Source organism: Rhodococcus sp. NPDC058505 (assembly GCF_042720095.1).
Taxonomy (GTDB): Bacteria; Actinomycetota; Actinomycetes; order Mycobacteriales; family Mycobacteriaceae; genus Rhodococcus_G.
Genome location: NZ_JBHXNB010000005.1, coordinates 111,137 through 124,756, shown reverse-complemented (window position 1 = coordinate 124,756; position 13,620 = coordinate 111,137). Strand labels below are relative to the sequence as shown.

The 13,620-nt window shown below is 70.2% G+C and carries 13 protein-coding genes; 10 read left to right on the top strand and 3 right to left on the bottom strand.

Annotated elements, in window-relative coordinates:
* Positions 1–55: 55 nt before the first annotated feature.
* On the bottom strand, positions 56–1,060 hold the full coding sequence (gene rfbB, locus ACFWPA_RS05955) for a dTDP-glucose 4,6-dehydratase (RefSeq protein ID WP_378507632.1): 1,005 nt from the start codon (positions 1,058–1,060) through the stop codon (positions 56–58).
* A gap of 55 nt (positions 1,061–1,115) precedes the next feature.
* Entirely contained in the window at positions 1,116–1,760 is a 645-nt protein-coding gene (locus tag ACFWPA_RS05950) for a DedA family protein (RefSeq protein ID WP_378507631.1), read from the bottom strand.
* Between the two features lie 91 nt (positions 1,761–1,851).
* Between ACFWPA_RS05950 and rfbA the strand changes: the two genes are divergently transcribed.
* The 7 genes from rfbA to ACFWPA_RS05915 all read left to right on the top strand — a co-directional run bounded on the left by rfbA (position 1,852) and on the right by ACFWPA_RS05915 (position 8,763).
* Positions 1,852–2,727 (top strand): glucose-1-phosphate thymidylyltransferase RfbA, encoded by an 876-nt coding sequence (rfbA, locus tag ACFWPA_RS05945; RefSeq protein WP_378507630.1) that lies wholly within the window; start codon positions 1,852–1,854, stop codon positions 2,725–2,727.
* A gap of 1 nt (position 2,728) precedes the next feature.
* Entirely contained in the window at positions 2,729–3,310 is a 582-nt protein-coding gene (locus tag ACFWPA_RS05940; RefSeq protein WP_378507629.1) for a dTDP-4-dehydrorhamnose 3,5-epimerase family protein, read from the top strand.
* Positions 3,311–3,455: 145 nt separating this feature from the next.
* Complete coding sequence (locus ACFWPA_RS05935) at positions 3,456–4,817, top strand: MFS transporter (RefSeq protein WP_378507628.1); 1,362 nt, start codon at positions 3,456–3,458, stop codon at positions 4,815–4,817.
* 88 nt (positions 4,818–4,905) lie between these two features.
* Positions 4,906–5,652 carry an IclR family transcriptional regulator gene (locus ACFWPA_RS05930; protein WP_378507627.1) on the top strand — a complete coding sequence of 249 codons (747 nt, stop codon included), beginning with the start codon at positions 4,906–4,908 and terminating at the stop codon, positions 5,650–5,652.
* 82 nt (positions 5,653–5,734) lie between these two features.
* On the top strand, positions 5,735–6,250 hold the full coding sequence (locus ACFWPA_RS05925) for a nuclear transport factor 2 family protein (protein WP_378507626.1): 516 nt from the start codon (positions 5,735–5,737) through the stop codon (positions 6,248–6,250).
* Between the two features lie 56 nt (positions 6,251–6,306).
* The gene (locus tag ACFWPA_RS05920) at positions 6,307–7,365 is read left to right on the top strand and encodes a 12-oxophytodienoate reductase (RefSeq protein ID WP_378569870.1); all 1,059 of its coding nucleotides are present in this window, start codon (positions 6,307–6,309) and stop codon (positions 7,363–7,365) included.
* A gap of 279 nt (positions 7,366–7,644) precedes the next feature.
* Complete coding sequence (locus ACFWPA_RS05915; RefSeq protein WP_378507625.1) at positions 7,645–8,763, top strand: S1C family serine protease; 1,119 nt, start codon at positions 7,645–7,647, stop codon at positions 8,761–8,763.
* A gap of 6 nt (positions 8,764–8,769) precedes the next feature.
* Here ACFWPA_RS05915 and ACFWPA_RS05910 read toward each other — a convergent pair whose 3' ends face one another.
* The gene (locus ACFWPA_RS05910; RefSeq protein WP_378507624.1) at positions 8,770–9,237 is read right to left on the bottom strand and encodes a GtrA family protein; all 468 of its coding nucleotides are present in this window, start codon (positions 9,235–9,237) and stop codon (positions 8,770–8,772) included.
* A 69-nt stretch (positions 9,238–9,306) separates the two neighbouring features.
* Between ACFWPA_RS05910 and ACFWPA_RS05905 the strand changes: the two genes are divergently transcribed.
* The 3 genes from ACFWPA_RS05905 (at position 9,307) to ACFWPA_RS05895 (ending at position 13,522) form a co-directional block, all read left to right on the top strand.
* On the top strand, positions 9,307–10,758 hold the full coding sequence (locus ACFWPA_RS05905) for an FAD-binding protein (RefSeq protein ID WP_378569826.1): 1,452 nt from the start codon (positions 9,307–9,309) through the stop codon (positions 10,756–10,758).
* Positions 10,758–11,519, top strand: a complete 762-nt coding sequence (locus tag ACFWPA_RS05900; protein ID WP_378569825.1) for a decaprenylphospho-beta-D-erythro-pentofuranosid-2-ulose 2-reductase — start codon at positions 10,758–10,760, stop codon at positions 11,517–11,519. The genes ACFWPA_RS05905 and ACFWPA_RS05900 overlap by 1 nt, the downstream gene beginning before the upstream one ends.
* Positions 11,520–11,680: 161 nt before the next feature.
* Positions 11,681–13,522: a galactan 5-O-arabinofuranosyltransferase gene (locus tag ACFWPA_RS05895; protein WP_378569869.1), complete on the top strand. Its 1,842-nt coding sequence runs from the start codon at positions 11,681–11,683 to the stop codon at positions 13,520–13,522.
* The last annotated feature ends 98 nt before the right edge of the window (positions 13,523–13,620 follow it).

Here is a 13,620-nt window from a genome sequence, read left to right as displayed (position 1 = left end):
CCCGCGGCCGCTGCGCGGGTGGCGGAGGCACGCCGCACACCGGTTGCGCGTTCAACTATCGAGGTCGCTTCTCATTGTCCGCATAGAACGCCTCGGTCGCCGCCTTCTGTGACCGCCACCACGACTCGTTCTCCCGATACCACTCGACCGTCGCGGCCAGCCCGGCCCGGAAGTCGCGGTAGCGCGGCGCCCAACCGAGTTCGGTGCGCAGCAGCGTCGAGTCGATCGCGTACCGCAGGTCGTGGCCCGGCCGGTCCGGCACGACGTCGACCTCGCCGGGGTCGCGGCCGAACAGTTCCAACAGCAGCGCCACGACCGTCCGGTTGTCCACCTCGCCGTCCGCGCCGATCAGGTACGTCTGCCCGGACCGGCCGCGGCCCAGCACCTCCCACACCGCCCGATTGTGGTCGTCGACGTGAATCCAGTCCCGGACGTTGAGGCCGCGGCCGTACAGCTTCGGGCGGCCGCCGTCGAGCAGGTTCGTGATCTGCCGCGGGATGAACTTTTCCACGTGCTGGTAGGGGCCGTAGTTGTTGGAGCAGTTCGAGATCGTCGCGCGGATCCCGAACGACCGCACCCACGCCCGCACCAGCAGATCGCTCGACGCCTTCGTCGCCGAATACGGGCTCGACGGGTTGTACGGGGTGGATTCGGTGAACCTGCTCGGATCGTCGAGCGCGAGGTCGCCGTACACCTCGTCGGTCGAAATGTGGTGGTAGCGCACGTCGTGTCTGCGCACCGCCTCAAGCAGGGTGTAGGTGCCGACCACGTTGGTCTGCACGAACGGCGACGGATCCGCCAGCGACTGGTCGTTGTGCGACTCGGCCGCGAAGTGCACCACCGCGTCCGCCGAGCCGACCAGCCGGTCCACCAGGCCAGCGTCGGTGACGGTGCCGTGCACGAAGTCGATCCGGTCCGCGACGGGCTCGAGGGACGCCCGGTTCCCCGCATAGGTCAGCGCGTCCAGGACGGTGATGTCGACGTCGGGCCGCTCGGTCACGGTCTGCTGCACGAAATTCGCGCCGATGAACCCGGCGCCGCCGGTGACGAGGAGCCTCATGCGGTCGAACAGTACCGTTCGGGCCGGTCGCCGAGACCCGCGGCGAGCGGCCGGGTCACCGGCGTGCGGCCGCAATCTTGCGATAGCCGTACCAGCCCACCGCCCCCGCGATCGCGGCGAGCACGACGTACTGCAGCACCCCGGCGTACTCCTCGACCACCGCCCAGTTCTCCCCGAGGAAGTAGCCGGCAAGGACGAAGATGGAGTTCCAGATGGCGCTGCCGAGCGTGGTGTACAGCACGAACGCGCCGATCGGCATTCGGGACACCCCGGCGGGCACCGAGATCGCGCTGCGCACCAGCGGCACCATCCGGCCGAGGAACACCGCCGCGCTGCCGTACCGGCGGAACCACCGCTCCCCCTTGCGGAGATCGTCGGACGAGACCAGCGGCAGCCGGTCGGCGATCCGGCAGATCCGCTCCATGCCGATCATCCGGCTGATCGCATAGAGCACCAGCGCGCCGACCAGCGATCCCGCGGTGGTCCACGCGATCGCCTCGATCACCGACATCGACCCCCTAGCCGCGGCGAAGCCGGCCAGCGGCAGGATCACCTCGCTGGGGATCGGCGGGAAGAGGTTCTCGACCGCGATCGCGATCCCGGCGCCGAGCCCGCCAATGGAGTCCATCAACTCCACCGACCAGTCGGCAACCGCGGAAAAGAGGCCGGAAGCGTCGTCGGCCGGATATGCGTCAGTCATCGCCGCCGATGATAGCCAAATCGGGACAATACGGACATGGCGCCCCGGCGGGGCGGCCGCCGTCCGCGCCCACCGTGACACACTGCCCAGCATGCGCGGAATCATTCTGGCCGGTGGGACCGGGTCACGGCTGCACCCGATCACGATCGGGGTGAGCAAGCAGCTGGTGCCGGTCTACGACAAGCCGATGATCTACTACCCGCTCTCGACGCTGATGCTGGCCGGAATCCGCGACATCCTGGTGATCACCACCCCCGACGACGCGCCGCAGTTCCGCAGGCTGCTCGGGGACGGCTCCCAGTTCGGCGTCGCGATCGACTACGCGGTGCAGACCGAACCCAACGGGCTGGCACAGGCATTCGTCATCGGCGCCGACCACATCGGCGGCGACACCGTCGCACTCGTGTTGGGCGACAACATCTTCTACGGCCCCGGACTGGGCACCACGCTGACCCGATTCGAATCCCTCTCCGGCGGTGCGGTGTTCGCGTACCGGGTGTCCGACCCCTCCGCGTACGGCGTGATCGAGTTCGACGCCGACGGCCGCGCGGTGTCCCTGGAGGAGAAGCCCGCGACGCCGCGGTCCCGGTTCGCGGTGCCGGGCCTGTACTTCTACGACAGCGACGTCGTCGCAATCGCCCGCGACCTGACCCCGTCCGCACGCGGCGAATACGAGATCACCGACGTCAACCTCGCCTACCTCGACGCCGGGCGCCTGCAGGTGGAGGTGCTACCCCGCGGCACCGCCTGGCTCGACACCGGCACCTTCGACTCCCTGCTCGACGCGTCGAACTACGTGCGGACCATCGAGGAACGGCAGGGCCTGAAGATCGGGGTCCCCGAGGAGGTCGCGTGGCGGCGCGGCTACATCGACGATGACGCCCTCCGCGACCGCGCGGAGGGCCTGGTCCGATCCGGGTACGGCGACTACCTGCTCGGACTGCTCGACCGCGGCAAGGACTGGTGACGTGGAGTTTCGCGAGCTGAGCATCGCAGGCGCATGGGAGATCACCCCCCGCCGGTTCGGCGACGACCGGGGGGTGTTCCTCGAATGGTTCAAGGACTCCGCGTTCCGGGAGGCGGTCGGCGTCCCGTTGGAGCTGCGGCAGGCCAACTGCTCGGTGTCCGCGGCGGGCGTGCTGCGCGGTGTGCACTTCACCGATTCCCCGCCGGGGCAGGCCAAGTACGTCACCTGCGTGCGCGGCGCGTTCCTCGACGTGATCGTCGACCTGCGGGTCGGCTCGCCCACATTCGGGCGCTGGGACTCGGTCCTGATCGACGACGTCGACCGCCGCGCCGTCTACCTGTCCGAGGGGCTCGGGCACGCGATCCTCTCGCTGGAGGACCAGTCGACGGTGATGTACCTGTGCTCGCTCGAATACAGCCCGCACCTGGACCGCGACCTGCACCCCCTCGACCCGGACCTGGCGATCGACTGGCCGACGGTCGGACGCGACGGGCGCCCGCTGGAGTACCGACTGTCGGACAAGGACGCCGCGGCGCCGTCGCTGGCGCGGCTGCTCGCGGACGGGGCGCTACCGCAGCACTGACGGACGGGCCCCGTTCGCCGAGCGGCATCGGGGTGTTCCGCTCAGCGGACGCATGAATTGCCCGCCGAAACGCGCGTTGGAAGCCTGAGCATCGTGTGGCGAAGGTCACACGCTTTCCATCCGACGCGCCTTTCAGGAGTGCTGCATGAGCTCACCCACCGACACCGTCGACGACCGCGCCGGTCGTCCGGCGACCGTCGACGACCCCACCGAGGCACCGTCGCAGCTGCGCAAGGTCGCGCTCTCGAGCCTGTTGGGCACCGCGATCGAGTACTACGACTTCCTGCTGTACTCGACGATGGCGGCTCTCGTCCTCGGCGACCTGTTCTTCCCGTCCAGCAACGGCGTGGTGTCGACCATCGCCGCGTTCGGCACCCTCGCCGCCGGCTATGTCGCCCGCCCGCTCGGCGGGGTGGTGTTCGGACACTTCGGTGACACGCTCGGACGCAAGTCGATGCTCGTGATCACCATGGGCATGATGGGTGTGGCGAGCCTCGCGATCGGTCTGCTGCCGACCTACGAGCAGATCGGCATCGCCGCCCCCGTGCTGCTGGTCGCGCTGCGCGTCGTTCAGGGCATCGCGGTCGGCGGCGAATGGGGCGGCGCCGCGCTGATGGTCGCCGAGCACGCCGATCCGCGCCGTCGCGGGGCCTGGACCGGCATCATGCAGCTCGGATCGCCGATCGGCTTCCTGACGTCCACGCTGGCGGTGATGCTGGTCAGCCTGCTGCCCAGCGACGCCTTCAACTCCTGGGGCTGGCGGCTGCCGTTCCTCGCCAGCGCGCTGCTGCTGGTGATCGGCCTGTACGTGCGGCTCAGCGTGGTCGAGAGCCCGGTCTTCCAGCAGGCCGCGGACACGGCAACGAGCGAGACCCGGGCGACGCTGCCGGTGCTCGAGGTGCTGCGCCGCCCGCGCCCGCTCCTCCTCGCCTGCGCCGCAGGCATCGGCCCGTTCGCGTTGACCGCCCTGACGACCGCGCAGATCATCGCCTACGCCAAGTCGATCGGCTACGACGTGCCGGTGGTCATGCGCGCTCTCGTCCTGATGTCGGTCGTTGCGCTGGTGTGCATCCCCGGTTTCGCCGCGCTGTCCGACCGGATCGGCCGCCGCACCGTGAGCCTGACCGGCGCGGTGCTGGCGCTGCTGTACGCCTTCCCGCTGTACATGCTGATCAACTCGAAGTCGGACCTGCTCCTGACCGTGGCGCTGATCGTCGCCCAGGTCATCCAGAACCTGATGTACGCACCGCTGGCGCCGATGCTGTCGGAGATGTTCGGCACCACCGTTCGCTATTCCGGGGTGTCCCTCGGCTACCAATCGGCCAGCCTCATCGGCGCCGGGTTCACACCGCTGATCGCCAGTTCCCTCGTCGCGGCGGCGGGCGGGTCGAGCCTCCCCCTCAGCCTGGTCGTCGTCACGACCGCGGGCATCACGATTCTCGCGGTCTGGATGGCGTCGGAAACCCGGGGCACGGATTTGCGCGAGCCGCCGAATGAGGCACCATGAGCAGGTAATTCATGCTCATCAATCGCGGGGTGCCCGGCCCGGATCGGGCACCCCGGCCCACCCTCGGTACGCGCAGTGGAGAGTGACGATGTCGATCGCAACGGAAGCACACGGGGCCATCCCCTCGTCGGTCGTCGACCGCGTCACCCTGATCGTGGGTGCCTTTCAGGGCAACGCCCGGTTGACGCTCACCGAGGTGTCCCGCCTGACCGGCATCCCGCGCACCAGCTCGTTCCGGTCGATCGAACGACTGGTCCGGGTGGGATGGCTTCGCCGGGCGGAGATCGGGTACGAGCTGGGCCCGGCCCTCACCGAGATCGGACTGCTCGCCGCGTACCGCACCCGCCTCGACGCGTCGGTGACGTCGCTGCTCACCGAGTTGCACCACGCCACCGGGCACATCGTCCACATGGGCGTGCTCGACGGCAAGGACGTCCTCTACCTGCGAAAGATCGGCGGAGACGACGAGCAGGGGCTCATGACCCGGGTGGGCTCACGGGTCCCTGCTCGATCGTCGACGATCGGGAAGGCCATCCTGGCGACGATGCCGACGACGCTCCCCGCCCCGCCGTCGCCGCGGTCGGTCGCCGCGCCGGACGCGGCGGGCGGCCCGCCGCAGGTTCGCGATCGCGGCGTCGCGTTCGGAACCTGCCCGACCGGGTTCTCCTGCATCGGGGCGCATGTCGGGGTCCTCGCCGGGGCCGCGGTGGGGATCTCCGTCACCGCCCCGTCGGGCGACATCCGATTCGACCGGCGGGACGCCGCACCGGTCCGGATGGCGGCGGCCGCCCTCGCCCTGCACCTGTCGACCACCTCGCCGGTCCAGCAACGCTGACCCGGCGCGCTGAACTGTGACTGTTCCGTTCGCCGGAAACGCGAGTTGTCCGAGTCGCTCCTGCGCTGCCAGTGTCCCGACCATGACCGCGACCCTCACCTTGACCGTTGCCGACCAACTCATGGCGATCGAGCAGATCAAACGCACCTTCGCCGCCCGGCTCCGCTGCATGGACGAGAAGCAGTGGGACATCTATCCGACGCTGCACACCGACGACGTGGTGTCCGAGACCTGGGGCGGGTTGCCGAGCGACAAGCAGCCACAGTCGGACGGCATCGCCAATCGCGTCGTCGGGAGGGAGAAGCTCACCACGGCCATCAGCGCGATGCTGGACGGCCCGACGGCGCTCACCACCGTCCACCACGGCCACATGCCCGAGATCGAACTGACCTCCGACACCACCGCCCGCGGAACCTGGGCGATGGAGGACAAGCTGTGGTGGACCAACGGGGACCGTGAGGAACACCTCCACGGCTACGGCCACTACCACGAGGAGTACCGGCTGGAGGGGGGCCGCTGGCTCATCTCCTACCGCAGGCTCAGCCGCCTCCGCGAGGACACCACCCCCGGGTTCTTCGACTTCCTGACCCCGCTGTGAACCCGATCTTCACCCCGCTGACGGTCGGATCGCTCGATCTGCCCAACCGGCTGGTGATGTCGCCGATGACCCGGGAACGCTCGCCGGGCGGTGTCCCCGGCGACGACGTCGCCGCGTACTACCGGCGGCGGGCCGAGGGCGGCACCGGCCTGCTGATCACGGAGGGGGTGGCGATCGACCACCCCACCGCGGTCGACAGCCCCGACGTTCCACGGCTGACCGGCGAGGCCGCCGTCGCGGGCTGGCGGCGCGTCGTCACCGAGGTGCACGCCGCGGGCGGACGCATCGTGCCGCAGCTGTGGCATGTCGGCCCGCTGTGGGGCGCGATGGGCGATGTCGACCCGAATCTGAAGCCGATGCGCCCGTCCGGGCTATGGGGCCTGGTCGGACGCACCGTGTACCCCGACAGCTACCTCGACCGCGCCCTCGTCCCGACCGCCCCGATGACCGAGAACGACATCGGCGAGGTGATCGAGGCCTACGTGCGGGCCGCCCGCACCGCGCTCGACGTCGGATTCGACGGCATCGCCCTCCACGCCGGGCACGGCTACCTGCTGGACGCGTTCCTGTGGGAACCGACCAATCAGCGGACCGACCGGTGGGGTGGCGACGCGGCGCGCCGGGTCGCGTTCCCGGTCGAGGTGGTCCGCGCGATCCGGCGGGAGATCGGACCGCGGCCACCGATCTTCTACCGCTTCTCGCAGCACAAGCAGCAGGACTTCGGCGCCCGCATCGCGGACGGCCCGCGGGAACTGGAGCGGATCCTGGTCCCGCTCCGCGACGCCGGGGTGGACGTGTTCGACGCGAGCGCACGGCGGTTCGACCAGCCCGCCTTCGACGGCAGCGAGCTCACATTGGCCGGGTGGGCCAAGAAGCTCACCGGCGCGGTGAGCATGGCGGTGGGCAGCGTCGGGCTCAGTACCGCCCTCCGCGAGGCCGGAACTCCGGAGCCAGTCGGCCTCGACGGACTGCTCAGGAGGCTGGACGGCAACGAGTTCGACCTCGTCGCGGTCGGCAGGCTTCATCTCGCCGATCCGGCGCTGGCCCGGACCGTGCGGGCGGGCGGCCCGCTGCCCGTCTTCGATCGGGCGGTGCACGAGGCCCGGCTGTACTGATTCGCACGGACTCGTGGAATAACCCGGGCAGCGAGTAGGTTGGACCGTGCGACAGCGTCCGGGCATACCCCGGGTACCAAATTATTTCGTCGCTGCGAGCGACCACTTGCCGAGAGGCGATATGGCGGGCGTTGTCGCGTCGGAGCCGTCGGTGCGTACCGCACCGGCGGCTTCACTCGTATCCCGGGACGGTGTCGTTCGCCCGGCAGACCACCCCGCGTCCAACTGCGGGACGCAGTACCGTCGATGCACAGTGCGCAGACGCGGGAAACGGAATCGATGAACGGCACACCGGACAGGGATCGGCCGCCGGGCCGCCGGGTGCTGTCCGCGGCCCTGGTGCTGCTCGCGCTGGGCGCGCTGCTGCTGGTCGGGCACGAGCTGCCGCGACCCGTCGCCCCGTCCGAGGTGCCCGCCACCGTCGCGACCCCGCCCCCGCCGCCGCCCGTCCCGCTGGACCCCGCCGCCCTCGCCGCCCGGGTGATCCCGACGATCGTCACCCTCGAGGCGACCGCGGGACCGCTCACCACCGCGGGCACCGGCATCGTGATCGGCGACGGCCTGATCCTCACCAACCACCACGTCGTCGACGGCGCGACCGAGGTGACCGCCACCGCGATGGCCACCGGCACCGACCACGACACCGAGATCCTCGGCTACGACCGGTTCCGCGACGTCGCGGTGCTGCGACTCCTCGGTGCCGACCCCCTGCCGGTCGCCGAGCTCGGCAGGTCCGCTGGCGTGCGGCTGCGCGATCCCGTCACCGCGATCGGCAACGCCGACGGTCACGGCGTCCCGCAGTCCGCGCCGGGGATCGTCACCGCGCTCGGCGAGTCCGTCGTCGCCCGCAACGCGGCCGACGGCACCCGCAACCGGCTCACCGGGATGATCGAGGTGAACGCCGACATCCGGCCCGGCGACTCCGGCGGCCCGCTCGTCGACGCGTTCGGCCGGGTGGTCGGCGTCAGCACCGCGGGCAACACCGGCATGCGCCCCGACCCGACCGAACGGACGACGGGCACACCGATCCCGGTCGAGTCCTACGCCCTGCCGATCGACGACGCCGTCGCGATCGCCGAGCAGATCCGCACCGGCCGCGGCTCCGCGACCGTGCACATCGGGCCGACGCCGCTGCTCGGGGTCGCGGTCACCGACGTCGGGCAGACGCAGGGCGGCGCGAAGGTCGTCGCGGTCGGGGCGGACAGCCCCGCCGACCGGGCCGGGGTGGTGCGCGGCGACGTCGTGATCAGCTGGGACGGCCGCCCGATCCGCTCCCAGACCGACCTCACGGTCGAAATGAACGGCCGACACCCCGGCGACCGGGTGGAACTCGGCTGGACGGACGGCGGCGGGCAGCCGAGGACCGCGACGATCGTGCTCGCGACCGGGACGCCCTGACCTCGCTCAGAGCTTGAAGATCACCGCGCGCTGGACGACGAAGTTGATGACGGTCGCGGTGCCCTGCGCGATGACGAACGCGAGCGCGTTGTAGACGAGGGTGTCCGACCACACCTGCCCGAGGGCGGTGTAGATGCCGACCTGGACGGCGAACGTGACCGCATACAGCGCGACCACGGCGAGGAACCGGGCCCGGCTCGGTGGGGCGTTGAACGTCCACCGCCGGTTGATCAGGTACGCCGTCGTCGTGCCGAGGACGAACCCGATGGACTTGGCGGCCGCGCGCGGCACCCCGAGCCCGAGCTGCAGCAGCATCGTGATCGAGAAGTCGACGACCGCGGACAGCGCACCGGTGATCACGAACCGCACGATCTGCGTCTTCAGGTCGACGCCCGGCGTCCCCGTCTCGTCGCGAAGCGGAAGGTCGACCGCGGTCGGCAGGTGCGGTTCGTTGGTTTGCGGAGTTCCGGGCACGCGTCGAGGGTAGGCGACGCGGCTCGGGTCCCGACACGGACAGTGCCCGCGCGAGTAGCCTCTGTTCCGATGTCCACGACAGCAGACGAGGCCCCGGCCGTTCCCGCGGCGCCGCAGCCTCTGACAACCCAGACCCGAACCCTCACCGGGTGGGGGCGCACCGCGCCGACCACCGCGGAGGTGCTCTCCACTCCCGACGTCGAGGTGATCGCGTCCGCGGTCGCCCAGGTGGCGGAGAGGAACGAGGGCAAGCCATCGCACCTGCGCCGCGGCGTCATCGCCCGCGGCCTCGGCCGTTCCTACGGCGACCCGGCCCAGAACGCGGGCGGCCTGGTCATCGACATGAACGCGCTGAACAAGATCCACCGGATTGACGCGGCCACCGGACTCGTCGACGTGGACGGGGGCGTGAACCTGGACCAGCTGATGAAGGCGGCGCTGCCGTTCGGGCTGTGGGTTCCGGTCCTGCCTGGCACCCGGCAGGTCACCATCGGTGGCGCGATCGCCCACGACATCCACGGCAAGAACCACCACAGCGCGGGCAGCTTCGGCAACCACGTCGTGTCGCTGGACCTGCTGACCGCCGACGGCAAGGTCCGCACCCTGACCCCGAAGGGCGGGCGGCAGGATCCGAAGGGCGCGCTGTTCTGGGCGACGGTTGGCGGCTGCGGCCTGACCGGCATCATCCTGCGGGCGACGATCAAGATGACGCCGACCGAGACGGCGTACTTCATCGCGGACAGCGTCCGCACGGAGAGCCTGGACGAGACCATCGCGCTGCACAGCGACGGCTCCGAGGACAACTACGACTACTCGTCGGCGTGGTTCGACGCGATCTCCGCGCCGCCGAAGCTGGGCCGGGCGGCGGTGTCCCGCGGTTCGCTGGCGACGCTGGATCAGCTGCCCGCGAAGCTGCAGAAGGATCCGCTGCGGTTCAACGCGAAGCCGCTGATCACGTTCCCGGACGTGTTCCCGAACGGCCTCGCCAACAAGGTCGACTTCTCGATCGTCGGCGAGCTGTACTACCGGAAGACCAAGAACGCGACCGGCCAGATCCAGTCCCTGACCGCCTTTTACCACCCGCTGGACCTGTTCGGGGAGTGGAACCGCGCCTACGGCTCGCACGGTTTCCTGCAGTACCAGTTCGTGGTGCCGCCGGAGGCCGTCGACGAGTTCAAGAAGATCATCGTCGACATCCAGCGGTCCGGTCACGTGTCGTTCCTCAACGTGTTCAAGCTGTTCGGTGAGGGCAACCAGGCGCCGCTGAGCTTCCCGATGCGCGGCTGGAACGTGTGCGTCGACTTCCCGATCAAGGCCGGCCTGAACGAGTTCGTCACCGAACTCGACAAGCGGGTCCTCGAATTCGGCGGCAGGCTGTATACCGCGAAGGACTCCCGCACCACCGCGGAGACCTTCCACTCGATGTACCCGCGGATCGGCGAGTGGATCGCCACCCGCCGCAAGTACGACCCCACAGGCGTTTTCGCCTCCGACATGTCCCGACGACTGGAACTGAGCTGATGATCAACGCCGTGGGTAACCCCCAGACCCTGCTGCTGCTCGGCGGCACCTCCGAGATCGGCCTCGCCATCTGCGAGGAGTACCTGCGCAAGGCGCCGATGCGGGTGGTCCTGGCGACCCTGCCGGGTGACCCGAAGCGCGACGAGGCCGTCGCGCAGATGACGGCCGCCGGCGCCACCGAGGTCGACGTCGTCGACTTCGACGCGCTCGACACCAAGGCGCACCCGAAGGTGATCGACGAGGCCTGGGGCAGGTCCGACGTCGACGTCGCGATCGTCGCGTTCGGCCTGGACGCCGACGCCGAGGAACTGTGGCAGAACCAGCGCAAGGCCGTGCTGGTCGCGAACGTCAACTACACCGCCGCCGTCTCCGTCGGCGTGCTCGTCGGCGAGAAGATGAAGGCGCAGGGCTACGGCCGGATCATCGCGATGTCCTCGGTGGCGGGCGAGCGCGTCAAGCGGGCCAACTTCGTCTACGGCTCCACCAAGGCGGGCCTCGACGGCTTCTACCTCGGACTCGGCGAGGCGCTCGCCCCGTTCGGCCCGAAGGTCACCGTGGTTCGGCCGGGCATGGTGCGCACCCAGTTCAGCGCCCACGTCAAGGAGGCCCCGCTGACGGTCAACAAGGAGGATGTCGCCCGGATGGCGGTGTCCGCATCCGACAGCGGCAAGGAGATCGTCTGGGCGCCGGGCCCGTTCCGGTTCGTCATGATGATCCTGCGGCACGTCCCCCGCGCCGTCTTCCGCAAGCTCCCGGTGTAGGCGGCTGCGCCGCCCGTGAGTCCTTTTGGTCCCCTGACGGACCGAAAGTACTCACGGGCGCGCAGCGCCTAGACTCCGAAATCGTGACGCCGACGACCGCCAGCACCGATTCCCCCGACCCCGTCCGACCCGCCCGCCGGGCGATCGGGGCGCTCGGCGAGATGGCGTCGGCGGTCGTCGTCGCCGCGGTGGTCGCCGCCGTCGGGCTGGTCGCGTTCTCGGTGGTCGACTGGCCCGCGTTCAACTCCTCCAACGTCACCCGCGCACTGACCACGGTCGGGCAGGTGGCCACGCTGGCGCTGCTGGCGGTGTCGGTGTGGCTGCTGCGGGCGGGACGTGCCCCGCTGGTCGCGAAATTGGCATCCTGGGTGGGGGTTTCCGGGTTCGTCACCGTCACCCTGGGCATGCCGCTGGCCGCGACCAAGCTGTACCTGCACGGCGTCTCCGTCGACCAGGAGTTCCGCACCGAGTTTCTCACCCGGCTGACCGACACCGCCCGCCTCGACGACATGACGTACGTCGACCTGCCGTCGTTCTATCCGGCAGGCTGGTTCTGGATCGGCGGACGCCTCGCGAACCTGCTCGGCATGGACGGCTGGGAGATGTTCAAGCCGTACGCGATCGGCTCCCTAGCGGTGGCCGCTGCGGTCGCGCTCGTGTTGTGGTCCAAGCTGATTCGCGGTGACCTCGCCGTCGTCGCGACCGCCGCAACGACCGCGATCACCGTCGCGTTCGCCTCCCCCGAGGCGTACAGCGCGGTCCTGGTGGTCCTGCTTCCGCCGGTGCTGGTGCTGGCCTGGGGCGGGCTGCACCGCGTCGGCCCGACCCGCGGCGGCGGCTGGGGCGCGGTGGTCGGGACCGGCCTGTTCCTCGGCCTCGCCGCGACCTTCTACACCCTGTATCTCGGGTACGCCGCGTTCGCGGTGACGCTGATGGCCCTGATCGCGGCCGGGGTCGCGGTGCGCGCGAACGGGATTCGTGCGGCCCGCGACCCGCTGCTGCGGCTTGTCGCGATCGCGGTGATCGCCGGTCTGATCGCGCTGATCGTGTGGGCACCGTTCCTGCTCGCGCTGCGCACCCACACCCTCGCCGGGTCCGGCACCGCGACCCACTACCTGCCCGAGTCCGGCTCGACGCTGCCGCTGCCGATGTTCGACGCCTCCCTCGTCGGGCTGCTCTGCCTGCTCGGGACCGTGTGGCTGGTCGGCCGCGCGTGGTCGTCACGGCGCGCACAATCCCTCGGTATCGGCGTCATTGCCGTGTACCTGTGGTCGCTGCTGTCGATGGCGTTCACCGCGGCGGGCAGCACGCTGCTCTCGTTCCGGCTGGAGCCGGTGCTGCTGGTGCTGCTCGGCGCGGCGGGCGTGTTCGGCTTCGTCGACGTCACCCGGTGGATCCTGCTGGCGAGCAGCGACAATCCGCGGATCAAGGCGACGGCGGTCGCGGTCGGTGCCCTCGGCGCGGTCGCGTTCAGCCAGTCGATCCCGCATCACCTTGCCCCCGAAATCACCATCGCCTACACCGACACCGACGGGGACGGGGTGCGGGCGGACCAGCGTCCCGCCGGGGCCGCCGCCTACTACGCACAGGTCGACGACGAGATCCTCGCGCAGCGGCCCGGACCGCGGTCGGGCACCGTCGTCCTCACCGCCGACACCGGCTTCCTGTCGTTCTATCCGTACTTCGGGTTCCAGGGGTTGACGTCGCACTACGCGAACCCGCTCGCGCAGTTCGACGAGCGCGCCGCGGCGATCGCCCGCTGGGCGGAGTCGGACTCCCCCGACGCCCTGATCGCCGCGATGGACGAGGCCCCGTGGCGGGCGCCGGACGTGTTCGTGTTCCGGTCCGCCGACGATGCCTACACCCTGCGACTGGCCGCGGACGTCTACCCGAACGATCCGAACGTCAAGCGGTACACGGTCGAGTTCCCGAAGGCGCTGTTCGACGATCCGCGGTTCACCGCGACCGAGGTCGGCCCGTTCACCGTTGTGACCCGGCACTGACCCCCGGCCGGGTCACCCACCCGGCGGAAACCCGACCCACCCACACGCCGATTCTCCACACCCCTTGCTATACCCCCTGGGGGTATGTATGTTCGTTC